The organism is Pseudarthrobacter raffinosi, assembly GCF_023913835.1.
Taxonomy (GTDB): Bacteria; Actinomycetota; Actinomycetes; order Actinomycetales; family Micrococcaceae; genus Arthrobacter; species Arthrobacter raffinosi.
On sequence record NZ_JAMXBG010000019.1, the window covers coordinates 36,193 to 60,093 of the forward strand.

The window sequence follows — 23,901 nt, forward strand, 5'->3', positions numbered from 1 at the left end:
CGTCTTTTGTGTGGGGCGCGTGCCCCGGCGAGGAGACTCAGCCCAGGTGGATGGGCTGGTCCTCGTCGCTGCCGCTGAACGTTTCCCTGGTGATGGTGATCAGCAGGAGTGCGAGCGGCGCGATCAGGATGGCCACGCCGGCGGCCCAGAGGAAGACCGACGAGTAGCCGGCGGAAAGCGCAACCATCTGGCTGCCACCGGCAGCGCCGGCGGCCGCGGTTGCTGCGGCGGCGATGGTGCTGAAGAGGGCGATGCCGAGTGAGCCGCCGATCTGCTGCGAGGCGTTGACCAACGCACTGGCCACGCCGGCGTCATCCTTGTCCACACTGAACAGGGCCAGATTCTGCATGGGCACAAACACCATGCCCAGGCCGATGCCCATCAGGATGAGCGCCGGCAGCATGTTGACCGCATAGGTCCCCTCGGCAGTGACCTGGGTCAGCCAGAGCATGGCCGCCGCCATAAAGGCAGGCCCGACGGCGGTGGGGATTTTCGCACCCAGCTTAGGCAGGTTTTTGGCCACCAGGGCCGCGGTGACGATGAGGACCACCGTCATGGGCAGGGATGCGATCCCGGCGATGAACGGCGCGAAGCCCAGCACGATCTGGATGTAGAAGTTGATGAACAGGATGCCGCCGATGAGAACCGCACCGGAGAGGAACGCCGCCAGGAAGGCCGCCGCCCGGTTGCGTTCCGTCGCCACACGCAGGGGAAGGAGCGGGTGCTTGACCTTCTTTTCGACGGCGACAAACAGCACCAGCAGCACCACACCGGCAAAGATGAAGCCCCGTGCCTCCGGCGCGCCCCAGCCATGCTCGGCATTGGTGAAGCCGTACACCAGAGATCCCAGGCCAAGGGCTGCCAGGACGACACCGGGCCAGTCGTACTTGGCAGGGCCTGCCGCTTTGCTCTCGCGGACCATGTATATCACGCCGACCAGGGCAATGATGGCGATGGGCACGTTCACAAAGAACGTCCAGCGCCATGACATGTAGTCCGTGAGGAACCCGCCCAACAGGACGCCCACCGCCGCACCAACGCCGCTGATGGATCCGAAGATGGCGAAGGCCGTACCGCGGTCCTTGCCGCCGGGGAAGGAAACAGTCAGCAGCGCCAGTGCCGCCGGAGCCAACAGGGCAGCGAAGAGACCCTGCAGCGCACGTGCGCCGATCAGTTCCCAGGCTTCCTGCGCGATGCCGCCGGCCAGCGACGCAATGGCAAAGCCTGCGGCCGCGACGATGAAGGTCCGCTTGCGCCCCCAGAAGTCCGCGACACGTCCGCCGAGCAGCAGGAAGGCGCCGAACACGAGGGCGTAGGCCGTGACCACCCACGACCGCGTGGTGTCGCTGACGCCCATTTCGATCTGCAGGCGCGGCAGCGCCAGGTTCACGATGGTGCCGTCAAGCACCACCATGAACTGTGCCAGGGCCAGGAAGACCAGAGCCCCCCACTGGCCTCTTGGCCTGCCCTCCTGTTTTGCGTCTGGTTCCGCCGTCTGTGTTGCCGCGCCCATTTTTCACCCTTCAAAGTCCTAATACTTATATAAGTATAAGTACTTTCAGGGCGCAGAAAAGACCCGCTTGAGGTGATGTCCGCTACTCGGGCTCGGCGAGGAAGCCGGCAAGACGCTCCAGTGCCGGCAGGCTTGCGGCAAGCTGCTCCCGCTCCGCCGGCAGCAGCCGCGACCCGGCGGATTCCAGCGCCTCTGCCCACGCCGACTCCAGGACGGCCCTGATGCGCTGCGCCTCGGGCGTGGGATGAAGCACCACATACCTCTTGTCGGCCACGTCCCGCGTGCGCGTCACCAGGCCCAGGGCAACGAGCTCCCGCAGTTGCGCGCTCACATTGCTGAGCTGCCTGCCGAGACGGGCGGCCACTTCGGCCACCGTAATGCCGGGGTGGCGTTCGATGACCCGGATGATGTCCAGCAGTCCGCTGGAGAGAGGGAGGACGCCGGTGCCGTCGTGGGATTTCCGGTGCACTTCGAACGAGATGTCGAGGATGGCCACCGCCAGATCCCGGGTCTTGTCGGCATCCGGTTGCTGTTCAGTGCTGCTGAGGCTTGCCATCCTCCAAGCATAGGGGCGATGCGGGACTGCCCTTCAGGGCTACTCCGCGGGCAGGAAGCAGCCATGTCCGGGGCTTAACAAATAACAATGCGCGCTCCCACAAGGTAAGTCTGGTGGGAGCGCGCACTACCCACTACCCTAAGGACTCCCATGGACTCTCACGCTGCCAGCGAGGACGCCAGGCCCCTCACCCTTTTCTGCGCCTTTGCGCTCAAGCAGGCAGTCCAGGACGTCATCCTTCCGGCATACATTCAGGCCGGCGGGACGCCTGTAGAGGCGGTCTTCGAGCCCACCTTCCGCTTGCTGACGCGGATCGAATCCGGGGCCCGGCCCGACGTCATGGCAGGCATCACCGGATCACTCGCGGACCTCGTCAAAGCCAACATCCTGACGGACCCCAGGCCTGTCGCCCGGACCGGTATCGGTGTGGCAGTTCCGCCGGACGCGCAGATTCCAGACATCAGCACCGTGGAGGCCTTCATCGCCGCCGTGACATCGGCCCGCTCCGTGGCCTATTCCCGGAGCGGCCCCAGCGGCATCTATTTCGCCGGCTTGCTGGAACGGCTGGGGATTGCGGAGCAGGTCAAGGCCCGGGCCACCGTCATTGATGCTGGGCCCACGGCCGTGGCGCTGCTGGACGGCCGGGCCGACATTGCGATCCATCAACTGAGCGAACTGGTCCTCGTTCCGGAGGCGGCAATCGTTGGCCCCCTGCCCGCGGCGGTCCAGGAGTACACGGATTTCTCCACGGCGCTGGGCAGCGAAGCGTTCCGCGTGGCAGGCGCCACGGCGCTCCGCGACTTCCTGCACAGCCCCGGGGCCCTCGCGGCCTATTCGACCAACGTGCTGGAACCCGCCTAGAGCATCAGTACCCCGACGCAAAGGGGAGAGTCTGCCGGCGGGACGTCCCGCCGTCATGCTCTTTCCTCTTGCGTGAAAACCGTCAGCGTTACTCAGGCGCGGGCGTGCTCCGCGAGCAGGGCGTCGATCTGGCCAGCAGCCTCCCGCATGCCCTCTTCCATGCCCATCTGGACCATCTGTTCCATCTGCTCTTCGGACTCGAAGGTGGACAGGACGGTCATCCGGGTGCGGCCGCCGAGGTCTTCGAGGTCAACGGCGGCATGGGTGACTCCCATGGCCTCGTTAGGGGCGCCGTCGTCATCGGCGAAGCCGTCGTCGAACTCGAGCTTGCGCGGCGCCTCGATGGCGGTGAAGCGCCACCAGCCGCCGGCCTTCTCCCCCTCGGGGCCGGTCATGTAATAGCCGGCCTTCCCGCCGGGCTGGAAGTCGAACGCCTCAAACGTCGCCGGCCAGGTGGGCGGACCCCACCAGCGCTCCAACTGGCGCGGGTCTTCCCAGATCTGCCAGACCTGCTCGACGCCGGCGTCGAACTCGGCCACGAGGGTGAAGCTGAGCGCTTCGAGATTCTTGGTGGAACTGATAACAGGCATTACAAAACCTTCCTATCCTTCAGCCAGAATGTCCGCGATTCGCCCGGCACGCTGCCGCCAGATCGCCTCATACTCGTCGAGCAGCCGGCGGGCCTTCTGCAGTCCTTCGTGGTTACCCCGCACAATCTGCTCCCTTCCGCGCTTCTCCTTTGTTACCAGGGAAGCCCGCTCCAGCACCGCCACATGCTTCTGGACGGCGGCGAAACTCATGTCGTAGAGGGCGGCGAGGCCGGAGACGGAATACTCCCCCACCGTCACCCGCCGGACAATGTCCCGCCGCGTGGCGTCCGCGAGCGCCTGGAACAGGCGGTCCACGTCCGCGTCTCTGAGCTGATCTACAACCATTTGGTTGTACGATACTCCCGGGGCGGCAGGGTGTCAAGGCTTGAATGCGTTCCGCGAGGTGGCATTTAACGGCAGTTCCGCCGGTCACTATTGCCGCGAAATGCCATCTCGAAGGGACCCTGACGGAGACCTCCGATGCCTCCGGGTTTGACGCGGGTACCCGCCATTGTCCACAGTGGGTCAGTGCCTGACACTGTCCCCAACGAAGCGCAAGGTCCGGCAGTCCCGGACGGGCCGTCCCGACGCCGGCAGGTTGCCGCCATGGTCGGCTTCCTCGCGCTTTCCTGGGCCGTGTCGTTCTTGGGGTCCCTCCCGATCCGAACGGCTGCCGGCGGCTGGTACGCCCTGGCGGACAAGGCCCCCTGGACGCCTCCCGGGCTGATGTTCACGTCGGTCTGGCTGGTCCTGTACGCGGCAATGGCCGTGGCGGCCTGGCTGGTGTGGCGGCAGCGGCGCCTCCCGCGCCGCCGCGCGCTCAGGCTCTACGGACTCCAGTTGGCCCTGAACCTGCTCTGGCCCTTGACCTTCTTCGGCCTGTATCCCCTGCTGGGGACCGCGGCGCTCTGGCTGGCCCTGGCCGTCCTCGCCGCCCTCATCCTCACAGCAGCCCTGACAGTTCTGCGCTTCGGACCCATCAGCCCAACGGCCGGACTGCTGATGCTGCCGAACGTCTCGTGGCTGGTATTTTCGGCGTCCCTGAACCTTTACGCCGCCGTCAGTAACTAAAGCCGGCGCGAGCGTGTAATCGCTCACACTTTCGCCATTTCTGTTGCAAATGTCGGCGGCAAGCATGAACCATGAGATCGGGACCCCGTTCCCGCACTACCAAGATCAGCAATCCTCACCGACGAGGATGCGGCCCCCTCAAGGACGACGCGGAGCCGTTAACTGCATGAGCGAAAGTACTGACAATGACGTTTGAAAACACTGACTCCATCACGCTGAAAATCTGGGACCGGTCTGCGATTGAGCACACCCTGGAGAGCATTGTGCACGACCTCTCGGTCAAGGCGAACACCACCAAATGCCGCATTGCGGTCCAGTGCAGCGGCCCCAACACTTTCACGGTCAGCGTCCGTGGCCAGGAACGCCAGCTCGCCACCGTCTGATCGGTTCACGGCTAAAACTGAAGCGGACGACGGCGGGAGGTTCCCGGCGTCGTCCGCTTTCGTTTTGCTTCCGGGCTGACAGCCTTACGCGGTGGCCTGGCGGCTCACCATCTCGTTGATCCAGATCGGCGCGAACGGTGACGTGCAGTTCGGGGGCGTCGGGTAGTCCTTGAGGACCTCAAGCCGTTCGCCGATATCGAGCGCCCGGGCCCGGTGCTCGGGATGCTCGATCCCAATGAAGGCCAGCGTGTGGTTCATGGCCCAGTGCAGCCGGTCCGGGGCGTCCTTCATCTGGGCCTCGATGATGTCCAGCATCCCAGGGAGGTCGAGCCCTGCGGGCGTATTCGCCACCCGTTCGCTGGTCAGGGCCCAGCCGGCGCTGGCGACCACCGGATCCGGATCAGCCATCCAGGCCACGCGCAGGTCCTCCGCGTGCGGGCTCTTCTTCACGACGTAATTCACGAGCCAGTCGTGCACTTTGGGGGCGCGCGCCTCGCGGAGCATGGTGTCCAGTTCGTCGCGTTCGAAGGCCTTTGGCCGGCAGATCAGCAGGGCCACCAACCTGGCCGGAGTGTCGTTCGTGGACCAGAGCTCGCGCGCGAGTTCCTGCTGGGTCTTCAGCCGCTTCGCGACCGCGCGCAGCTTGGACAGGTTCACGCCGTGGTCGTCGCCGCGCTTCTCGTTCGCCTCGCGCATCTTCGGGTCCTCAAGCACGGCCAGCTCGGCCATCACTTCGCCCAGCAGCCCGGCCGTTATCGTCTCCGACATTGTCACCCTTTCGGTCACCCTTTTGTCGGTTCCAGCCTACGGCTGCCGGCGGGCAAGAGTCCCGTCCATCGCGGAGGTCATGAGCGGTCCGGTGCGTCGGCCTCGCCGAGAAGCCTACGCTCGGACGGTTCCCGCAAAATGCTTTGAGGAACCGCTGGATTCGCGTGGGATGAGTGTTGGCATAGCCCGGCGTATGCGGGGTTCCTTGCTTGGGTTGACGATCAGGTCTATGGCGGTCCCCGCAATCTGGTCGAGGGGGACGCGGACAGACGACAGGGGCGTGGGGAGCATCGCTGAGAGCGGAATGTCGTTGTAGCCGACCAGCGCAAGGTCTTCTCCGACGGTGATGCGGAACCGGTGGGCGGCCGCCATGATACCCATGGCGATGTTGTCGTTTGCAGCGAACACTGCAGTTGGCCGCTTCCTGCCCTTTACTGACAGCAGCGATTCACCTGCCGAGTATCCATTTTCGATGCCGTAGCCGGCGGCAACCAGCCATTCGTCCCGCTCCTCGATGCGCGCTTCCTGCATCGCTCTCCTGGCACCGGCCAGGCGGGCGATGCCTGTGGAGGTGAAGGAGGGGCCGGTGACGACGGCTATGTCGCGGTGGCCCAGATCAATGAGGTGCCGTACCGCCAGATAGCCGCCCACTTCATCGTCCCCGAGTGCGGAAGGGCTTTCGCCGTCGGTGCGCAAGATCAGGGCATGCGCAACGCCGCGTTTGCGCAGCAGGCGGGGAAGCTCATCATCGAGCCGCGCAGTGGCCAGGATGAGGCCGTCGACGTTCCGGTCCAGAAGCGTTTCCGCGGCTCGGCGTTCGTCGTCCGGATCGTCCCCGCTGGTGGCGACCATGGCGAAGTAGCCGCGGTCCGCTGCGGCGCGCTCCAACTCTTCGAACATCAGCGCCATGACGGTGTCGCTCAGCCGGGGAACAAGTACGCCGAGGGTGCGGGTTTCACCCCGGCGCAGGTTGGAGGCGAAGGAGTTCCGGCGGTAGCCCAACTCCTGGGCGACCTTCCGGACGTGGGCAGCCGCAGCCGACTTTGATGCAGTTCCCCGCTCATCCAGCGCCCGGCTGGCGGTGGAGAGACTCACCCCGCTGGCCGCAGCAACGTCCCTGAGCGTGACATTCGTGCCTGGGACAGCCGGTTCCATGCGAATTCTCCTGTTCGGGATGGTGTTACTAGACACTCTATTTCCTTCCGGGTCTGAACTTTCCCCTTGACAGTGAGGTGAACCACACCGCAGAATGAAAACGTTCCCGCAAACGTTCTCACATTCTAGCGGGACTACCGATCCAACCGACAGAGGAAGCTCTCATGACCATCGATCTCCGCGGGCTCGTTCCCGCACCTATAACCCCGTTCAACCGTGACGGCAGTGTCGACGTAGACGCAATCCACCGCCTCGGTGGCTGGCTGGCCAGCGTCGAAGGCGTCAAGGGCCTCGTCGTTCTCGGCCATGCTGGTGAAGGAACCTTCCTGACCCAGGACGAGCAGGCGCTGGTCATCCGGGAATTCAAGAACGCCGTCAACGGCGAAATCCCGATCATCGCCGGCATCACCGGTGAGGGAAACACCGTCGCTGCCCTCGAGGCCAAGCGTGCCGTCGAAGCCGGCGCCTCCGCAGGGCTCGTTTACCCTTCGCACGGCTGGCTCCGCTTCGGCTACCAGAAGGGCGCACCGCAGACCCGCTACAAGGAAATCTACGAAACCTCGGGCCTGCCGCTGATTCTCTTCCAGTACCCGGACGCCACCAAAGCAACCTACGACTTGGAGACCCAGCTGGAGATCGCCGGCATGGAAGGCGTGTTCGCCACCAAGAACGGTGTCCGGAACATGAAGCGCTGGGACACCGAAATCCCGGTCCTGCGCGAAACCTACCCGGACCTGCAGATCCTCACCTGCCACGACGAGTACCTGCTGCACACCATGTTCGACGTGGACGGCGCCCTGGTCGGCTACGGCGGACTCGCTCCCGAACCGCTGGTGGAACTCATCGCCGCCGGCAAGGCCAAGGACTACGCCGCGGCCCGCGCCATCCACGACCGCCTGCTGCCGGTGACCAAGAACGTCTACCACCGCGGATCCCACATGGAAGGCACCGTCGCCCTCAAGGAAGGCCTCGTCGCCCGCGGCATCCTCGAACACGCCACCGTGCGCCCGCCGCTGCTTCCCCTGGCCGAAGGAGCCGGCGACGAAATCGCACTGGCCCTGAAGTCCGCTGACCTTGGCAGCGTCACCGTTCCCGCCTGATCTCCGGATCCCTCAGGGTGGCGGGCACAGCCCGCCACCCTGACCCCCTAATGCTTTATTCTCCAATTAGGTCAACGACGACCACAGCAAAGCCGCTGTAGAAGGAGGACTCGCAATGCGCGAGCCGAACAAGACCATCGCCTCCCCGCACGCCCACCGAGGACAAATGGTCAACACCGATAGCAGCCCGGCCCAGGCCGCACCGGCCAAACGCCGGACATTCCTCGGCTACCTCGCCCTCATGGGCCCGGCCTTCGTCGTCGGAGCGTGGCAGTTCGGACCCGGCAACCTCACCACCGCCGTGCAGGCCGGCAGCCGGTTCGACTACACCCTAGTCTGGGTCATCGCTGTCTCCACCATCCTCATGATCTTCTTCACCGACATGAGCGTCCGCCTCGGCATCGCGACCCCCGCCTCCCTGATCACCTCTATCAAAGACCACCTCGGCAAATGGGTCGGAGTGCTGGCAGGATTCGGCGTCTTTGGAATCACGCTCATGTTCTCCGTCGGCAACGCTGTCGGCTCCGGCCTGGGACTCTCACTGATTTTCGGCGGCTCCCCGGTGCTGTGGACCGTGGTCTGCACCGCCGCCGTCGGCTTCGTCCTGGCCTTCCGCAACGTATACGGAATCGTGGAAAAAGCCCTTCTGGTCATCGTCGTCCTCATGGGCCTGGCTTTCATTGCCAGCACCGTGGTAGCCCAGCCCGACTGGTACCGGTCCATGGAAGGCCTGATTCCAAGCCTGCCGCCAGGAAGTGAAATCCTCGTCGTCGCCCTGGTCGGCACCAACTTCTCCATCAACGCCGCCTTCTACACCTCATACGGCATCAAGGAACACCGCCGCTCCCGCGCCGACTACCGCGACATCACCCTCGTGGACACCATCCCCGGCATCGTCGCCCCCGGCATCATGACCGCCCTCGTCATCATGGTCGCCGCGGCCGTGCTCGGCAAAACCGGCGCCGAAGCAGGGACCATTAACGCCCTCGCCTCCGTCTTCACGCCCCTGGCAGGTCCCATCGGCGCGATGGTGTTCGCCCTCGGCCTCTCCGGAGCAGCCTTCTCATCCATGATTGCCAACGCCACCGCCGGCGGCACCATGCTCTCCGACGCCCTCGGTCGCGGAGCCCAGGCAGGATCAGCCACCGCCCGCATCTTCACAGGAGTCATCCTGGCCTTCGGCCTGGTCATCACCCTCTCGTTTCAGGCCTCACCCGTAGGCCTGATCGTCATCGCCCAATCCCTCACCGTGCTCATCGCCCCACTGCTCGGGGTACTGATCGTCATCATGGCCAACAAAACCTCCATTATGGGAGACCTCCGCAACAGGTGGTGGCACAACCTCCTCGGCGCCATCGGACTCATAACCATCATCGCCTCCTCCATCAGACTGATCACCACACTGATCGGCTGAAACCTGCCAAGAGTCGGAACGTAGAAGCGGACGACGCCGGGACCTCCCGACGTCGTCCGCTTTCGTTAGTTAGGTAGTGGTTGCCTTCGGGACACAGGCCACCTGCGGGAGGTCGACGAATTCTGTCCCCGGCACCGCGAGCTCCTCGGCCCATTGCTGCCTTGTCCACTCGAGCCGATCCGTCCAGTGCCATGGCCCGCCGACCAGGCCATAGAGGAACCGGGCATACTCCGGCGTGACCCCAACAGCCCGGTCCAGACGTGCGTCATCCGGCAAAGGGCGGGCCGTCCAGGCAGGCGGCTGAAGCATCTGGAGCGTTGTGGTTGTGACCTTCAAAGACATCCAAACCCTCGATATCGATCCTCCGTCAATCCTATTCGAGACCTCGTTGAACAAGAACGTCGGTTCCACGGCGGCCAGACGCCGAAAGTAGGCGCCCTACTCTTCGCCGGTGTCCCGCGCTTCCAGGTGCTTCGCCATGGCTTCGCAGGCCTGGTTCCAGCGGGCAGTGAGGGCCTGCCGGTTCAACGGTTCGAACATGCTGTTGAGGACTTTCTCCACTGCGTCGTATGCGGCGTCCCGAACGCGTTCCTGCGCCGCTTGGCTGTAATAGTTCATGACAGGGGTTCGTTACGGGGACGCCGAAAGATGGCGTGTCACGGCTACCATCAATGTGCCAGGCACCGAAGGTGAGGAAGAACGACGGCGGGACTTCCCGCCGTCGTCCGCTATCCGCACTCAGCCCAAGTTCGCAGTGCCGATCTCACGGTTCACGGCCGGCATGATTTCGGTGGCCAGCAGCTCGATGGAACGGGCCGTTTCAGCGAACGGCAGGCCGCCGAGGCCGATCTGTGCCATATACCGGCTGTTGCCCAGGGTTTCGTGGATCCCGAGGAGTTTCTCGGTGACCTGCTGCGGGCTTCCCACCAGCAGTCCGCCGCCCGGCTCGGCCCAGTCGTCAAAAGTGGAACGCGGAAAATGGTCTACGGCGCGCGGCATGTTCTGTTCGAAATAGGCCCGGCAATGCGGATAGAAGGTGTCCCGTGCATGCTGTGATGTGGGCGCCGTGTAGAAGTGCCCACCCACGCCGATGGGCAGGCTTGCTCCATCGTGGCCCGCCTCGTCGGCACTGTGGCGGTAGAGCTCCGCAAGCCGGCGGAACCGCTCAGGCCCGGACAGCAGCGCGATGAACAGCGGCAGCCCAAGCCTTCCCGCCCGGGCGAAGCTGGCCGGCGTCCCGCCCACGCCCACCCAGACGGGAAGCCTTTCCTGCACAGGGCGGGGCGCGATGTCCATGCCCGGAATGCTCTGCGTAAGGTTTCCCGTCCAGTCCAGGGTGGCCTTGTCCCGCAGCTCTAGGAGCATGCGCAGCTTCTCGTCGAACAGGCCGTCGTAGTCCTCGGTGTTGTGGCCGAACAGCGGGTAGGACTCAATGAACGCCCCGCGGCCAGCGATGATTTCGGCGCGGCCGTCACTGATCAGGTCAAGCGTGGCGAACTGCTCGAACAGCCGCACCGGGTCCTGCGTGGACAGCACCGTGACTGCGGTGCTGAGCCGGAGGTTGGTGGTTTCCCGGGCGATGGCCGCCAGCACGATTTCGGGGGCGGACAGGGCAAAGTCGCGCCGGTGGTGCTCGCCCAGGCCCAGGAATTTTAGGCCCGCCTGGTCCGCCAGTTTGGCCAGCTCGATGACCTCTTTCAGCCGCTGCTGGGGTGACAGCGCGTTGCCGGTGCTGATGTTGCGGGAAAGCTCGCCGAAGGTAAAGATGCCAAAGTCCATGTTTGGTTGAACATTCAATCTTCTGGATTCATTCCGGAGGTGGGAGGACGACGGCGGGAGGTGCCGCCGTCGTCCGCTCATCTTTGGTACTAGCCGCTGAAGGCGACCTTTTCCCAGGACAGGATGTCAGCGCCCTTGGCGCCGTTTCCGGCCACGGTGAACCTGACGTAATTTGTGGCGTTGTTGGAGCCGTCGACGGTGATGCGCTGCAGGTCGTCGGCGGCGGTCTGGCCGTAAACCGTCAGCCACGGTGAGCCCTCGGCCAGGGGCTGGTTCTCGGCGTAGACGTGGCTGTCACCGTTGAGGAGATAGACCGGGCCGTCAAAGCGGTTGGTTTCCTCGACGATGGTCCGGACGATCTCGCGGAAGCCGGAGACTGCTTCCGGGTTGGCCAGGGCGGCGTCGAGCAGGGCGGGATCGAACATGTCAGCCTGGGTCATCAGGACCACTGCCCGATCGTTGCGGCGCGTGGCGTCACTGAAGGTCTCGCGCAGCTGCGCCAGGACGGCCTGGGTCCGGTGCTCCACTTCAGCCAACTGCTCGGGGGTAGCGGCAATTTCGCCCAGGCCGGTCCACGGCTGGAGCGAGTTGTTGCTGCCCTGGACGTTGACCACGGAGAAGGCCACGCGGTTCTGCGTGAAGCGGACGTCTTCGGGCAGGCCCAACTTCTCCTGGGTCTTGACGGGCATCGTGGCACCCAGGGTCTTGCCAGGTTCGTTGAAGAAGACTTCGCGCAGCTTGTCCAGGCGTTCCAACGGGTTGTAGGCGCCATTATTGGTCCGGTGGCAGTCCACCCATTCGTTGTCGCCGGGCGTGAAAATCAGCGGGTGCTCGAAGGTGTCGAACTCGGCGCGGATGTGCTGGAAGTATTCATCCGAACAGACGGAAGAGCCGTTCTTGATGTCACCGACGTGGGTGACAAACTTCAGCGCGCTGTCGGCATTGATGTCCTGGATGCGCGCCGGAAACTTCGCGATTTCGGCAGCGCCGTAGGGGATGTCGCCAATGACGCCGAAGCTGAACGCCTGCTGGCTGTCGGCCGCATCGTCGGCGGCAGCGGCGGGCTGGATCCCGGTGCCAACACTGGCTGCGATGAGGGCCACTGCGGCGGCGGTGGTGAAACTGTTCAGGCGCATGGGGATTTCCTAACTCGGGTTTCTGCGGTGATTCCGCCCGCGAAGCGTGCAAGCGGGGGCGTGAAAAGACTTCCCGACGCGGAATAACGTGCAGCAGCCCTGCGGTTTCGGCGCAATGAACAGCGAGTGGCCCAGTGAGCAAAACGGACGACGGCGGGAGGTCCCGCCGTCGTCCGCTTCAGTTCTTGCTCGCTACTCGGAGCGCAGCACCGCTGCCACCGGCAAGCGGCGCGCACGGCGGGCCGGGACAAGCGCGCCCAGGAACGTTACGGCGAGGGCTCCGGCCACGATCAGGACAACACTCCTGACGTCGAGAATCCCGACGTCCACGACGAACCCGGAGACTGCTCCGATGCCGTCGTTGATGACTTTCTCCTGCATCCACAGGCCCAGGGGTATCCCCACGGCGGTGGCCGCCACGGTAAGTATTCCTGCAAAGGTGAAGACCATGCCGGTGATCTGTGCCCCGGTCATGCCAAGCGTCTTGAGGATAGCGGTGTCGCGCAGCCGTTCCCGCATGGCCAGCAGCGTCGTGTTGAACGTTCCCACCACGGCCAACAAAACGATCACCGCCGAAAAACCGCCGATGGTGCGGTCGATCGGTGTCATGTCTGCTTCGTAGCCGAGGAAGGTCGCCAGCATCAAATCGCCTGCCTGGGCGTTGAGTGAATCCACGAACTCCTGATGGCTCACGCTTTCCTTCAGCCGGAGGAGATGCGTATCAGGCTGCATGTGGGGTGTCGCGGCGGCAAGGGTGCTCCAGGCGACGCGAAACCCGCGGACTTCGATATCGTTCATCAGGCCCACCACCGTAAGCCTCATCTCCGTGCCGCTGACAGTTCCCCTCACGGTGTCGCCCAGCTTTATACCGAGCTCCTTGGCGGTGAAGGCGTTCATGACGGCCTCCCCCGGTGCGGCGAACCAGCGGCCCTTGGCGGCACGGAATCCCATGGCCTCGGCGTCACCATGCACGCCCATGACAGCGAGTGCCTTGGCTTGGCCAGGCATGACGTAACGGGCTCCGGAGGACTTTACGGAGAAGGCGATCTCCGGACTTTGGGAAAGAAGTGTCTGCACTTGATCAGGTGAGCCGCCGGGTGCTTTGAACACGGTGACGTCCTGCGCCCCGCCCCAGGTGCCCCGGTCCTTGATGAATCCATCCATGGTGGGGCCAAACGTGGCCGCGAACGTCAGTGCAGCCATGCACGCTGCGACCCCAACGACCGTGAGCAGTGCCCGCACCGGCCGGTCACCCACGGCAGCGGCGCCGAGCCCGAAGTGCCTGGGCAGGCCCATCCGGACGATCGCTGAGCTCCGCCGGGACAGTTTCCCAAGGCCCGGCGAGCGGCCACGGCTGATGGCGGTCGCCGCACTCAATCGAGCCGCCCGCAGGCCGGGCATGGCCGCGGCAGCCACCACCAGCAGCATGAATCCGGCAGCTACGAGCAGGATCAGCGGCGGGTTGACCGCCGAAGGCGCCGGCAGGCCCAACTGAATCGCCGATATCGCTCAGGAAATATGCACCGCCCAGGATTCCCAACGGCAGCCCGAATACCGCCCGATTCCTGCCGGCACGCCAACCTGGGCCACAAGGAGACCCATGACCTGCCAGGGGGTGAAGCCCAGGGCCTTCGCGACGCCGAAGTCGCGGTAGCCCGCGAGTACGGTGCCCGCGATCACGCTGGCAATGGTCAGGGCGACGGCGATCAGGATTACGATCGCGAAGCCGTAGACGATACCTCCGAACGCCGCGACAGACCAGTTGGAACCGCTGCGCATGTCCTGCCAGCTCAGGGGCTCAGCTGACTGGGCCCCTGGAACCAGGGCCGCCCCGATCCTTTCCTTAGCCGCCGCGACCCCGTTGTCGGAGACATCCCCGGCGAGCCTGTAGCCTGCCAGGTACCGTAGCGGGGCGTCGGCACTGCTCAGCGATGACATCTCTGTGGGCAGGACCCATCCTCGCTGGATCTCGCCGCGGACGGACGTCGTAGTTAGGTCGATCAGCACTCCCACGATGCGGAACTCGGCGGGACCGGCCGCCGTCGGGAGTGAAAGATTCTGTCCGAGGCGCAGCTCCGGAGGATTCCAGCCGTCGTGTGGCGTAACGGCGATCTCACCGGCTTGTTGCGGCCAGCGGCCTTCCACGAAGGACAGTTTGCCCACGTCGCCGCCGGGATCAGTGCGTCCGACCACCTGGATAGGGCCCTTCTCGCCTGCCGACTGCCCGAGGAGCTCGACGCTGTCCTGGATCTTTCCAAGGACGGCAACGCCCGGAAGGGAGGCCGTGGCTTCAATGTCACCCTTGCTCTCCAGGCCGGCATCGAACTCCATGACGAGATGGGGCCCGGCGGCGGCCTCGAAGGCACGCTCCCAGGGCCGGCGGGTGTCCAGCAGCAGGGTGGTGTCGTCGGCCAGCTGACCGTCCCGGAGCGCCAGCATGCGCCGGCCGTAGCTTGCGGCCAGCTTGATGTCGTGCGTCACGAGCACGATGGTCTGGCCTGACTCGTTCATGGCTGCCAGCAGTTCCATGACGTTCTTGCCCCGAGCGGGTGTCGAGGGCGCCGGTGGGCTCGTCTGCGAGGATGAGCGTCGGGGCATTGATGAGTGCCCTCGCCAGGGCCACCCTCTGCCGCTGGCCGCCGCTCAGCGTCTCCGGGTACCGCCGCCCCAACTCGGCCGCGCCGAGTTCCTCCAACTGGGCCTGCGCCCGGGCCTTGGCCTTCCTTCGGGGAACGCCGGCAAGTTCGGTTGGAACCATGACATTCTCCAGGACGGTCAAGCTCTCGATCAGGTTGAAGAACTGAAAGACAAAGCCGACCCCCTTGCGCCGATGCCTCGCCAGGGCGGACTCGCTGGCCTCACCCACGTCAATCCCGCACACTTCCACCCGGCCCGAGGTGGGCCGGTCCAGGCCGGCGATCAGGTCGAGCAGGGTCGATTTACCACTGCCAGATGGACCGACGACGGCGGTGAACTCGCCCCGTTCGATGTCCAAGTCAATGCCGTCGAGCGCAGCCACGCCCGAATTTTCGGCAAAGAGGCGGCTGACGTTCTGCATGACGACGATGGCACTCACCTAGTTCCTGCTGAACTGCTCCGCGCAGGCATCGAGCCATTTCAGGCTGGCCTCGGTGTGCAGCCGGCCAGCCTGAAACAGTAGTGCCAGCGGCGAGCCTGCCTGTCCGCTGGACGTGCCCTGCAGCGCGCGCTCCTGGTCTGCCAGGTCGCGCAGCCGCTGCAGGTAGGCGTGCCGCTGGTTGTCGAGGACTTTGAGGATCCTCGTCGTGTCCGGATCCCTTTGCAGGGCCAGGAGCAGCACTTTCACATAAATTTCTTCCCTGAGCAGCTCCGGCTGCTTGTCAGGGTTATCGAGCCATTCGTCAAAAAGACGGCGCCCCTCCTCCGTGGCGACAAATTCCTGCCGCCCGCGGTCGCCCCGGCTTCCGGACGGCTGGACCAGCCCGTCGCGTTCAAGCCGCTGCAGCATCTGGTACACGGAACCGATGTTCAGATCCCACGTGCCGGCCAGGACGTCCTCGAACTGTTGCTTGACCTCGTAGCCGTGGAGGGGGCCGCTGGTCAGGAGGCCCAGAATGCCCAGACGAAGCGACACCGTGACCTCCAACCTACCGCGCAACCTGCTATGTATAGGACAGAAGCATAGGCCATATGTATTGATGATGCAAGGGGGTTACGTGACGGACGACGGCAAGGACCTCACGCCGTCGTCCGATTGCGTTAAGCCGTGCGGAGCCGGCCGAGGCAGTAGTTCTTGACGCAGTGCCGGACCGGCCGCGGCAGCCGTGGATACACCAGGGCGGACCACCGGGTGGTGCGGTCGAACAGGCGGCTGTGGCGGTCGCTCCAGGGCAGCCCGAAGCCGGCGCGCAGGTGGTCCGGCAGCTGCCCGGCGGTGATGAACCGGATCAGCGGCATACTCATCCGCAGCCAGAGTGGCCCGGCTGGCGGGTACAGGAGGTCGCGGCCGACGCCGGCGGTGACGGCGTCCAGCTCCAGTGTCAGCAGGGACGTGTCCCAGTATGTCCTGAAGGCTGCGCGGTCGGCCGGCCACAGGTTCGCCGGCACTTGCAGGACGGTGCCGATTCTTGCGTAATCGCTGTACATGAAGTCTGCCGCTTCGTCGTCGAGCGGGCCGTAGATTTTCTCGTAAATGGTGATGGCGGTGTCGTACAAGGTTGCCACCACCCATAATTGCGCCTGGGCATCGAACGCGCTGTACCCGCGGGAGCCGGCGTCGGGCTTGCGGCGGACCGCGGAGTGGGCCCGGTTAACGCTGCGGCGAACGGCCGCAACCTGGGCCTCGGTTCCGTAAACCACAGCGTAGACGTAGGTGACGGTAGCCCGGAAGCGGTCCAGGGGACGGGCAATAAAGTCACTGTGCTCGGCGACGCCATGGCCCACCGCGGGGTTCGCGATCTGCAGCAGGATGGCGCGGCCCGCCCCTGCGAGCAATACACCTTCAGCGCCGATGTCGGCCAGGTTCCGCACCATGGACCCACGATACCGGAGAAGGCAACCGCTGCTTCCCCCGCGACGCCGTCAATGCGGGCTACCTCAAGGACGGAGACATGTATTCCGTCTGCGTGACCATCGATGAGTATCCCCGAACTTCACGGGTAATTTCTTACGGATCAACTGGACCGCCACTATGCTGGGCAAACCACCAAAGGAGACGGCACGGCAGCGCAAGGGGGAACTGTTGGAATCAGGTTCTGGCGACAGGGAGTTTCCCCGCATCCGCCGTTCGCCCAGCGGGCGCATTCCGCAGTGGGCAATCGATGAGGCACTGGGCAAGCCGCCAGCGCCCGAGCCGTGGCGCGGTGCCCCCATCTCGCCAATCTCGGCCAAGAGGACCGTCCACCGCCGGAAAGTCCGCGGGAGCAAGTGGAGATCGCGCACCGCCACTGTCCTGGGCATCGCCCTGGTGGTGGGTCTCTATTTCACGCCGACCCTCTTCGACCGGTTTGTGTTGCCGGCAGCCATGCCCCACCTGCCGGGCGCCAAAGTGCCGCCACCAGGGTTTGAGGCCGCATCAGCCCCGCTCGGACTGCCGCCAGCCACCAGCGGATCCACCGCCTATGTCCTGCAGAAGTCCCCGGACCCGGGCCAGGCCTTTGTTGCCTATGACCCCTGCCGTCCGCTGCACTACGTGGTCCGGCCAGACAATGCGCCGCCAGGAACAGACGTACTTATCGAGGAGGCCGTGTCCGCAGTTTCCGCGGCCTCGGGGCTGCAGTTCGTGGATGACGGAACCACGTCCGAGGCGCCATCCGAAGCCCGCGAAGCGTACCAGCCGGCGCGCTACGGCAAGCAGTGGGCGCCGATTCTTATTGCGTGGTCGTCCCCGGCGGAAACACCCAAGCTGGCAGGGAAGGTTGCAGGGACCGGTGGTAGCGCCTACGCCCATATTCCCGGCGAGCCCTATGTGTACGTCGCCGGCCAAGTGACCCTCGATGCGCCGGGCCTCGCGGAAACACTGACCTGGCCGGAGGGTCCTGCCCACATCCGCGCCATCATCATGCACGAGCTGGGGCACGTCCTGGGGCTGGACCACGTGGACGATCCCACGCAACTGATGCATGAGGAAAACAGCGGGCAGTTCGACTTCGGCGATGGCGACCGCGCCGGGCTGGCGCTGCTGGGAACCGGGGAGTGCGTCCCGCGGCTGTAACCCCGAGCGTAAGCACGGCGGGGCGGCTGACCGTATTGCGGGTCAGCGGACTTTGCCCGTCAGCGGACGACGGCGGGACCTCCCGCCGTCGTCCGCTTTCTGTTGGGGGCGCTACCCCTTCCGCTGGGGCATCACCCAAGCAGCGTCACGGCAGTTGACACCCGCCGGTGCGTGCGGTTGACTTTTGCATATGCTGAAATAACAGTTCCATGATGCGGAATTAAGTATCCGCATAGCCCTACACCGTGGATGCCAGCATCAAAACACGAGGATCTGTTTTATGCACCTTGAACAGTTCAACACGGCCGGCCGCCCGGAGGCTGCCGATTTCCTGCGCCCCTGCCTGGACATCCAACGCTGGATCGACGAGCTCGCCGACGCGCGACCCTATTCCAGCCTCGACGCGCTCCTGGCGGCGGGCGGCGGCGCAGCCAACCCCTTCACTCCGGCGGAGATCGAAGCGGCCCTCGCCCACCATCCGCGGATCGGCGAGCGGGCGCCGGGTGACAGCGCGGAAGCGAAGCTGTCCCAGTCGGAACAGGCCGGACTGGGCGTGGCCGACGCTGCCGTGGCCGAGGCCCTGGCGGAAGGCAACCGGGCCTACGAGGAGAAGTTCGGACAGGTGTTCCTGATCCGCGCCGCCGGCCGCAGCCGCGAGGAGATCCTGGCCGCCCTCAACACCAGGCTCGCCCACACCCCCGAAGCAGAACAATCAATCATTGGCCAGCAGTTGCGGGAAATCGCACTGCTCCGACTCGAAGGACTGATGGGCAGATGAGCACCTCCCACGTCACCACCCATGTACTCGATACAGGCTCCGGAAAACCGGCGGCCGAGGTCCCGGTAACCCTCCACGTGCTCGACGGCGAGAGCTGGGTCCGGATCGCCGGGGGTGCCACCGACGCGGACGGGCGCATCAAACAGCTGGGACCGGACCGGCTGCCTTCGGGGACCTACCGCCTGGCGTTCGACACGGGCAAGTACTACGCCACCACCGGCACCGAAACGTTCTTCCCGGAGGTGACCCTCACGTTTGGCGTGTTGGAATCGGAAGCCCACTACCATGTGCCGCTCCTGCTCAGCCCGTTCGCGTATTCCACGTACCGGGGCAGCTGAGCTCACCGGCCCCTGCCGGAAAACTGAGACGACAGGAAGGGTCCGCGGCGTCGCCGCGGGCCCTTTCGCGCGCCGATCGTCCCGCCCCGCCGGCAGGATCCACACACCCGCCGCAGTCACAATCGGTGATTTAGCCCGGGTGGGCCATAACGGAACAAATTCCTTGACAGTGGCACGGGTCACTTCTATTCTAAATTTTGGGATCCCAAATTGGGATCCCAAAAGATCGCGATCCGGATCCCAGGCCGCAGTTCATAGCCCGGCTTCTCCGGATTTAGGCTCCAGGACGCCCCACCAGCGGCCTCCTGCCCCGCGAACACTCAAGCCTTTCTTCCCGTCTGCAATCTCCCTCTCTGCAAAGGAGAAGTTGTGTCTCTTCGAAATACTGAAACCGCCGTACCGCTCCCCGACGACAAAACCGGCAAAACCGGCAAGGACGGCGTGCAACGTCGCACCAACGTCCGCTGGAAAATGTTCCTGCTCCTGCTGGTCCTCGTCGCCGTCAACTACATCGACAGGGGCTCCATCTCGGTGGCCCTCCCCATCATCCAGAAGGAATTCAATCTCGCCCCCGAGCTCGTGGGCCTCCTACTCTCAGCCTTCTTCTGGACCTACGCGCTCATGCAGATCCCGGTCGGCTGGCTGATCGACAAGTTCGGTCCGCGCAAGGTCATGACGGCTTCCTGCGTGGGCTGGGGTGCGGCAACCGCCGCATCCGGCCTGGCCGGCGGCTTCCTGAGCATGTTCATCGCCCGGCTCGGCATCGGCGTCACCGAAGCCGGCGTGATGCCGGCCGGCGGCAAGCTCAACGCCATCTGGATGCACAAGTCGGAACGCGGCCGCGGCGCCACCATCCTGGACGCCGGCGCCCCCCTCGGGGCCGGTCTGGGCGGCATCCTGATCGCCGGGCTCATCGCGTCAACCGGCAGCTGGCGCACGGCGTTCATCATCGCCGGCGCCGCAACGGTCCTCATGGGTCTGGCCGTCTGGTGGTACGTCCGGGACAACCCGCGCCAGCACCGCGGCGTCAACGCCGCCGAGGCCGAATACATTGAGGCCTCGCACACCGCGGAAGATGCCGAAGCCGCGAAGGAAGGCGCCTCGGGCAAGCGCGCCCTGCTCCCGTACCTGAAGTTCCGTTCCTTCTGGGCCATGTGCTTCGGCTGGCTGGGCTTCAACGGTGTGTTCTACGGCCTGCTCACCTGGGGCCCGCTCTACCTCGCCCAGGCCAAGGGCTTCGACCTGAAGACCATCGGCTGGTCCACCTTCGTGATCTTCGGAGCCGGCTTCGTCGGTGAAATCCTGGGCGGCCACATCGCCGACAAGTGGCGCAACTCCGGCGCCTCGGCCAACTTGGTCATGCGTACCCTGCTGGGCATCTCCAGCGTTGTGGTCATCGGCGGCCTGGTAGGCGTCACCATCGTGGCGGATCCGACGACGGCGGTAGTCCTGCTGTCCGTGGTCATGTTCTTCCTCCGCTGGGTGGGCCTCTTCTGGAGCATCCCCTCCATCCTGGGCGGCCGGACCAATGCCGGCGTCCTGGGCGGCGCCATGAACTTCAGCGGCAACATCGCGGGCTTCGTCACCCCGATTGTGGTAGGCCTGATTGTCGGGGCCACGGGCTCCTACACCTGGGCACTGCTGTACTTTGTAGGATCCGCGGTCATCATGGGCGTCTCCGTGCTGACACTGAACTACAACAAGCGCCTCCCGGTCTAACTCGCCTGACCGGGCCGGCCCGACGGCCTGTACCGCCGAAAGGCCGGACACCGGCCGGGAACGCCGGGCGCACTGCCTGAAGAACCACGAATGGAGCCAGAATTGCTTATCGCAGAAGACACGAACAACACGGACCGCCCCCTCCGGGAGACCGTGCGTGACACGCTCCGTACGAGGATTTTCGAAGGCCACTATGCGCCCGGCACCCGGCTGGTGGAGCGGGACCTCGCCGCCGAATTCAACGTCTCGCGCCTTCCCGTCCGCGAGGCCCTCCGGATGCTCCGCCAGGAAGGCCTGATCCGGGACCGCGCTTCCCGCGGCATGGAGGTCAGCGGACTGAGCGCCAAGGATGTGGAAGACCTCTTTGACGTCCGCCAGTCCCTTGAGGTCCTCGCCTGCCGGCTGGCCGCGGCCCGCGCCACGGCCCAGGACCTCGAACATCTCCAGGGCCTGCTGGACGAGGCCGACCGCTGCCTCGCCAAGGGATCCATCCTGGAAGCCCACCGCGCCAACAGCGAATTCCACGACGCCATCACCCGCATCGCCAACAACGACTTTCTCCGCTCAGCGCTGGAACCCCTTCAGGGCCGCATGCACTGGCTCTTCCGCCACGTCAGCGACCTCCCGGAACTGATCCAGGAACACCGTGACCTGTACGCCGCCATCGCCAGCGGCGACCCGGAACGCGCCGCCGCCCAATCGGCGTCGCACATCGGCAAGTACCGCGAGCAGTTCCCCGAAGACTCCACCGCCGCCGAGCCCAAGCTGCATCGGAAAAAACCATGAAACTCCTGGTCATCAACCCCAACACCAGTGCCGACGTCACGGCGCTGATCGAAGCCGAGGCCGTGCGTTCGGCCGGGCCGGACACCGAGCTGCTCGTGCGGACCGCCGGGCACGGCGTCGAGTACATCGAAACCCGCTTCGAATCCCTCATCGCCGCCGGCGCCGTCGCCGAAATCATCGCCGAGTATCACGGCCAGGTGGATGGCGTCGTGGTGGCGGCGTTCGGCGATCCCGGCATGCCGGCCCTCAAGGAACTGATGGGTGTGCCGGTCATCGGCATCACCGAGGCCGCCCTCTGCGCAGCCGCCCTCCAGGGCCAGCGCTTCTCCATCATCGCCATCTCGGACCGCATCACCGCATGGTACCGGGACTGCGTTGAGCACTTCGGGCTCGGCGGCCGCCTGGCCTCGATCCGTTCCATCAACCAGAGCCTCAACTCGATCGGCTCCGTCCAGGCCGACTTCAAGGACACGCTCCTGGCACTCAGCCGGCAGGCTGTCGCGGAGGACGGGGCCGACGTCGTGATCCTGGCAGGTGCCCCGCTCGCCGGGCTCGCCCGCGAACTTGAGGGACAGATCCCCGTTCCCGTGGTGGACGGCATCTCCGCCGGCATCCGGATGACCGAAGCCGTGGTTGCCCTGCAGTCCGGCTTCCACCGGCAGGGCGCCTTTGCTCCGCCGCCCGTCAAGCGCCGCAGCGGACTGTCCGAAAACCTCGACGCCGCCCTGGCCGCCGCGCAGAACGCCGCCGCCCAGTCGAACGCCGCCGTTGCCTCGGCCGCCCAGCCCGCCACCCAGAAGTAGGAGGACAACGATGTCCCACACCCCAGATCTCGTCATCGCCCACGGCACCGTGGTCAACAGCTTTGGCCGGCAGACCGCGCACGTGGTGGTCCACGACGGCCGCGTCGTGCAGCTGCTCGACGCCTCGGAGCCCGTGCCCGCGGCAACACGCACCGTGGACGCAAGCGGCCAGCTGGTGATTCCCGGCGGCGTCGACGGACACTGCCACGTTGCCCAGGTGACCGGCCGCTTCCGCACGCTGGACGACTACCGCACCACCTCCACGGCAGCGCTGTGGGGCGGCACCACCACCATCATCGATTTCGGCATCCCCCGCGACGCCCAGGAAACCCCCTTGGACGCCGTCCTGAACAAGAAGCGCCTGGCCGCCGAATCGCGCTGCGACGTGGCACTGCACGGCTCCGTGGTCAGCTGGGACGAAACCGTTCCCTGGCAGCTGGAACAGCTCGCCGCCGAGGGTGTCCGGTCCGTCAAGATGTACACCACCAACCGCGGCACCACCATGGCGGACGGGGACACCATCCTGAAGGTCATGCGCGAGATGGTCCGCCTGGACGGCCTCACCTATATCCACGCCGAACACGACCCCATCATCGCGGACTGCACCCAGCAGCACGCCGACGACGGACGGATCGGCGTCGAACACCTGCACCGCACCCGGCCCGAACTGGCCGAAGAGGTCTCGGTCAAGGAAACGCTGGCCATGGCCAAATACACCGGCGCCCCTGTCTACTTTGTGCACCAGTCGACGCCGGGAGCCGTGGATCTGGTCACCGAGGCCCGCGAGCGCGGCCAGGAGGCCTACTCCGAGACGTGCCCGCACTACCTGACCCTGGACGACAGCGTCTACGGATCGGTGATGCCGGAGTGGTACGCCTGCTGCCCGCCGATGCGCAGCGCCGAAACCGTGGCCGCGCTGAAGGACCGGCTTGCCGACGGCGCCATCCACACCGTCGCCTCCGACCACTCCTGCTACGACCTCACACAAAAGCGGGAGCGCCCGGACGACATCCGCGAAATGCCGCACGGACTCCCGGGCGTCGAAACCCGGATGCCCGTCACCTTCACCGCCCTGATGGAAGGAGCCCGCGGAGCACGGGTGGAGGACTTTGTCGAGGTCTTCGCCGCCGGCCCGGCCCGCATCAACGCCCTTCCCCGCAAGGGAACCATCGCCCCCGGGTTCGACGCCGACCTGGTCATCTTCGATCCGGTCGAGGAACGAACCGTCGACGGCGACGCCCTGCACATGGGCACTGATTTCTCCCCGTTCGACGGCCGGACCCTCACGGGCTGGCCCGCCGTCGTCGTCTCCGCCGGACGTGTGGTGGTGGACAGCGACGGGTTCCACGACCCCGGTCCCGTGGGCCGCTTCGTGGCCCGCAAGGGTTTCACCGAACACCGCGACGCCCTGTCCTGGCCCCAGGAATCCCGCCCCGCCGTCTACGCCGCCAGTTAGGAA

At 65.5% G+C, this 23,901-nt stretch carries 26 protein-coding genes and 1 pseudogene; 12 read left to right on the top strand and 15 right to left on the bottom strand.

Translation table 11 applies throughout. From position 1 onward, the window contains the following. Positions 1-37: 37 nt before the first annotated feature. Entirely contained in the window at positions 38-1,513 is a 1,476-nt protein-coding gene (locus NG697_RS16760) for an MFS transporter (protein ID WP_252609698.1), read from the bottom strand. Positions 1,514-1,595: 82 nt separating this feature from the next. Further along, positions 1,596-2,069 carry a MarR family winged helix-turn-helix transcriptional regulator gene (locus NG697_RS16765; protein WP_252600244.1) on the bottom strand — a complete coding sequence of 158 codons (474 nt, stop codon included), beginning with the start codon at positions 2,067-2,069 and terminating at the stop codon, positions 1,596-1,598. Between the two features lie 150 nt (positions 2,070-2,219). Here NG697_RS16765 and NG697_RS16770 point away from each other — a divergent pair, with 150 nt between their 5' ends. Next, the gene (locus NG697_RS16770; protein ID WP_252609696.1) at positions 2,220-2,930 is read left to right on the top strand and encodes a molybdate ABC transporter substrate-binding protein; all 711 of its coding nucleotides are present in this window, start codon (positions 2,220-2,222) and stop codon (positions 2,928-2,930) included. Positions 2,931-3,022: 92 nt separating this feature from the next. Here the strand turns inward: NG697_RS16770 and NG697_RS16775 are convergent, their stop codons facing one another. Next, a complete protein-coding gene (locus tag NG697_RS16775) occupies positions 3,023-3,520 on the bottom strand; it encodes an SRPBCC family protein (RefSeq protein WP_252614713.1) in 498 nt (165 codons plus the stop codon). Between the two features lie 12 nt (positions 3,521-3,532). Continuing rightward, positions 3,533-3,865 (bottom strand): ArsR/SmtB family transcription factor, encoded by a 333-nt coding sequence (locus NG697_RS16780; RefSeq protein ID WP_252609692.1) that lies wholly within the window; start codon positions 3,863-3,865, stop codon positions 3,533-3,535. A 183-nt stretch (positions 3,866-4,048) separates the two neighbouring features. Here NG697_RS16780 and NG697_RS16785 point away from each other — a divergent pair, with 183 nt between their 5' ends. Together NG697_RS16785 and NG697_RS16790 are read left to right on the top strand one after the other, a co-directional pair. Beyond that, positions 4,049-4,591, top strand: coding sequence for a TspO/MBR family protein (locus NG697_RS16785; RefSeq protein WP_252609690.1), 543 nt, complete (start codon positions 4,049-4,051; stop codon positions 4,589-4,591). A gap of 185 nt (positions 4,592-4,776) precedes the next feature. Next, a complete protein-coding gene (locus NG697_RS16790; protein ID WP_058931239.1) occupies positions 4,777-4,974 on the top strand; it encodes a hypothetical protein in 198 nt (65 codons plus the stop codon). Positions 4,975-5,058: 84 nt separating this feature from the next. Here NG697_RS16790 and NG697_RS16795 read toward each other — a convergent pair whose 3' ends face one another. Continuing rightward, entirely contained in the window at positions 5,059-5,742 is a 684-nt protein-coding gene (locus NG697_RS16795) for a DNA alkylation repair protein (protein WP_252609689.1), read from the bottom strand. 114 nt (positions 5,743-5,856) lie between these two features. After that, entirely contained in the window at positions 5,857-6,897 is a 1,041-nt protein-coding gene (locus NG697_RS16800) for a LacI family DNA-binding transcriptional regulator (RefSeq protein WP_252609688.1), read from the bottom strand. A 164-nt stretch (positions 6,898-7,061) separates the two neighbouring features. Here NG697_RS16800 and NG697_RS16805 point away from each other — a divergent pair, with 164 nt between their 5' ends. Then, positions 7,062-7,997, top strand: a complete 936-nt coding sequence (locus tag NG697_RS16805; protein ID WP_252609687.1) for a dihydrodipicolinate synthase family protein — start codon at positions 7,062-7,064, stop codon at positions 7,995-7,997. 115 nt (positions 7,998-8,112) lie between these two features. Beyond that, the gene (locus NG697_RS16810; protein WP_308293030.1) at positions 8,113-9,411 is read left to right on the top strand and encodes an Nramp family divalent metal transporter; all 1,299 of its coding nucleotides are present in this window, start codon (positions 8,113-8,115) and stop codon (positions 9,409-9,411) included. A gap of 69 nt (positions 9,412-9,480) precedes the next feature. Here the strand turns inward: NG697_RS16810 and NG697_RS16815 are convergent, their stop codons facing one another. The 9 genes and pseudogenes from NG697_RS16815 to NG697_RS16855 form a co-directional block, all read right to left on the bottom strand. Next, a complete protein-coding gene (locus NG697_RS16815) occupies positions 9,481-9,753 on the bottom strand; it encodes a hypothetical protein (protein ID WP_252609686.1) in 273 nt (90 codons plus the stop codon). A gap of 96 nt (positions 9,754-9,849) precedes the next feature. Continuing rightward, positions 9,850-10,029, bottom strand: a complete 180-nt coding sequence (locus NG697_RS16820; protein ID WP_185261628.1) for a hypothetical protein — start codon at positions 10,027-10,029, stop codon at positions 9,850-9,852. Between the two features lie 120 nt (positions 10,030-10,149). Beyond that, a complete protein-coding gene (locus tag NG697_RS16825) occupies positions 10,150-11,190 on the bottom strand; it encodes an LLM class flavin-dependent oxidoreductase (protein ID WP_252609685.1) in 1,041 nt (346 codons plus the stop codon). Between the two features lie 89 nt (positions 11,191-11,279). After that, complete coding sequence (locus tag NG697_RS16830; RefSeq protein ID WP_252609684.1) at positions 11,280-12,326, bottom strand: metallophosphoesterase family protein; 1,047 nt, start codon at positions 12,324-12,326, stop codon at positions 11,280-11,282. Positions 12,327-12,518: 192 nt separating this feature from the next. After that, on the bottom strand, positions 12,519-13,817 hold the full coding sequence (locus tag NG697_RS16835) for an ABC transporter permease (RefSeq protein ID WP_252609683.1): 1,299 nt from the start codon (positions 13,815-13,817) through the stop codon (positions 12,519-12,521). A gap of 18 nt (positions 13,818-13,835) precedes the next feature. Further along, on the bottom strand, positions 13,836-14,855 hold the full coding sequence (locus NG697_RS16840) for an FtsX-like permease family protein (protein ID WP_252609682.1): 1,020 nt from the start codon (positions 14,853-14,855) through the stop codon (positions 13,836-13,838). A 94-nt stretch (positions 14,856-14,949) separates the two neighbouring features. After that, a pseudogene (locus NG697_RS21415) lies at positions 14,950-15,384 on the bottom strand (ABC transporter ATP-binding protein); the annotation flags it as partial. Between the two features lie 18 nt (positions 15,385-15,402). Beyond that, complete coding sequence (locus NG697_RS16850) at positions 15,403-15,939, bottom strand: PadR family transcriptional regulator (RefSeq protein ID WP_252609673.1); 537 nt, start codon at positions 15,937-15,939, stop codon at positions 15,403-15,405. A 125-nt stretch (positions 15,940-16,064) separates the two neighbouring features. Further along, a complete protein-coding gene (locus NG697_RS16855) occupies positions 16,065-16,838 on the bottom strand; it encodes an oxygenase MpaB family protein (protein ID WP_252609672.1) in 774 nt (257 codons plus the stop codon). Positions 16,839-17,046: 208 nt separating this feature from the next. On the opposite strand from NG697_RS16855, the gene NG697_RS16860 reads away from it, so the two are divergent. The 7 genes from NG697_RS16860 to NG697_RS16890 all read left to right on the top strand — a co-directional run bounded on the left by NG697_RS16860 (position 17,047) and on the right by NG697_RS16890 (position 23,898). Then, a complete protein-coding gene (locus NG697_RS16860) occupies positions 17,047-18,018 on the top strand; it encodes a matrixin family metalloprotease (RefSeq protein WP_252602900.1) in 972 nt (323 codons plus the stop codon). A 280-nt stretch (positions 18,019-18,298) separates the two neighbouring features. Beyond that, on the top strand, positions 18,299-18,796 hold the full coding sequence (gene uraD / locus NG697_RS16865) for a 2-oxo-4-hydroxy-4-carboxy-5-ureidoimidazoline decarboxylase (RefSeq protein ID WP_252609671.1): 498 nt from the start codon (positions 18,299-18,301) through the stop codon (positions 18,794-18,796). Next, entirely contained in the window at positions 18,793-19,134 is a 342-nt protein-coding gene (gene uraH, locus NG697_RS16870) for a hydroxyisourate hydrolase (protein ID WP_252609670.1), read from the top strand. Before uraD ends, uraH begins: the two co-directional genes overlap by 4 nt. A 369-nt stretch (positions 19,135-19,503) precedes the next feature. Next, positions 19,504-20,853 carry an MFS transporter gene (locus tag NG697_RS16875; RefSeq protein WP_252609669.1) on the top strand — a complete coding sequence of 450 codons (1,350 nt, stop codon included), beginning with the start codon at positions 19,504-19,506 and terminating at the stop codon, positions 20,851-20,853. Between the two features lie 102 nt (positions 20,854-20,955). Beyond that, positions 20,956-21,639 (top strand): GntR family transcriptional regulator, encoded by a 684-nt coding sequence (locus tag NG697_RS16880; RefSeq protein WP_252609668.1) that lies wholly within the window; start codon positions 20,956-20,958, stop codon positions 21,637-21,639. Next, on the top strand, positions 21,636-22,442 hold the full coding sequence (locus NG697_RS16885; protein ID WP_252609667.1) for an aspartate/glutamate racemase family protein: 807 nt from the start codon (positions 21,636-21,638) through the stop codon (positions 22,440-22,442). The genes NG697_RS16880 and NG697_RS16885 overlap by 4 nt, the downstream gene beginning before the upstream one ends. 10 nt (positions 22,443-22,452) lie before the next feature. Further along, the gene (locus tag NG697_RS16890) at positions 22,453-23,898 is read left to right on the top strand and encodes an amidohydrolase family protein (RefSeq protein WP_252609666.1); all 1,446 of its coding nucleotides are present in this window, start codon (positions 22,453-22,455) and stop codon (positions 23,896-23,898) included. The last annotated feature ends 3 nt before the right edge of the window (positions 23,899-23,901 follow it).

Coding starts and splice junctions, on each gene's coding strand:
- NG697_RS16885 (WP_252609667.1), top strand. CDS start 21,636: ATGAAACTCCTGGTCATCAACCCCAACACCAGTGCCGACGTCACGGCG.
- NG697_RS16765 (WP_252600244.1), bottom strand. CDS start 2,069: ATGGCAAGCCTCAGCAGCACTGAACAGCAACCGGATGCCGACAAGACC.
- NG697_RS16820 (WP_185261628.1), bottom strand. CDS start 10,029: ATGAACTATTACAGCCAAGCGGCGCAGGAACGCGTTCGGGACGCCGCA.
- NG697_RS16810 (WP_308293030.1), top strand. CDS start 8,113: ATGCGCGAGCCGAACAAGACCATCGCCTCCCCGCACGCCCACCGAGGA.
- NG697_RS16825 (WP_252609685.1), bottom strand. CDS start 11,190: ATGGACTTTGGCATCTTTACCTTCGGCGAGCTTTCCCGCAACATCAGC.
- NG697_RS16780 (WP_252609692.1), bottom strand. CDS start 3,865: ATGGTTGTAGATCAGCTCAGAGACGCGGACGTGGACCGCCTGTTCCAG.
- uraD (WP_252609671.1), top strand. CDS start 18,299: ATGCACCTTGAACAGTTCAACACGGCCGGCCGCCCGGAGGCTGCCGAT.
- NG697_RS16890 (WP_252609666.1), top strand. CDS start 22,453: ATGTCCCACACCCCAGATCTCGTCATCGCCCACGGCACCGTGGTCAAC.
- uraH (WP_252609670.1), top strand. CDS start 18,793: ATGAGCACCTCCCACGTCACCACCCATGTACTCGATACAGGCTCCGGA.
- NG697_RS16840 (WP_252609682.1), bottom strand. CDS start 14,855: ATGGAACTGCTGGCAGCCATGAACGAGTCAGGCCAGACCATCGTGCTC.
- NG697_RS16800 (WP_252609688.1), bottom strand. CDS start 6,897: ATGGAACCGGCTGTCCCAGGCACGAATGTCACGCTCAGGGACGTTGCT.
- NG697_RS16805 (WP_252609687.1), top strand. CDS start 7,062: ATGACCATCGATCTCCGCGGGCTCGTTCCCGCACCTATAACCCCGTTC.
- NG697_RS16855 (WP_252609672.1), bottom strand. CDS start 16,838: ATGGTGCGGAACCTGGCCGACATCGGCGCTGAAGGTGTATTGCTCGCA.
- NG697_RS16790 (WP_058931239.1), top strand. CDS start 4,777: ATGACGTTTGAAAACACTGACTCCATCACGCTGAAAATCTGGGACCGG.
- NG697_RS16770 (WP_252609696.1), top strand. CDS start 2,220: ATGGACTCTCACGCTGCCAGCGAGGACGCCAGGCCCCTCACCCTTTTC.
- NG697_RS16830 (WP_252609684.1), bottom strand. CDS start 12,326: ATGCGCCTGAACAGTTTCACCACCGCCGCCGCAGTGGCCCTCATCGCA.
- NG697_RS16815 (WP_252609686.1), bottom strand. CDS start 9,753: ATGTCTTTGAAGGTCACAACCACAACGCTCCAGATGCTTCAGCCGCCT.
- NG697_RS16795 (WP_252609689.1), bottom strand. CDS start 5,742: ATGTCGGAGACGATAACGGCCGGGCTGCTGGGCGAAGTGATGGCCGAG.
- NG697_RS16775 (WP_252614713.1), bottom strand. CDS start 3,520: ATGCCTGTTATCAGTTCCACCAAGAATCTCGAAGCGCTCAGCTTCACC.
- NG697_RS16760 (WP_252609698.1), bottom strand. CDS start 1,513: ATGGGCGCGGCAACACAGACGGCGGAACCAGACGCAAAACAGGAGGGC.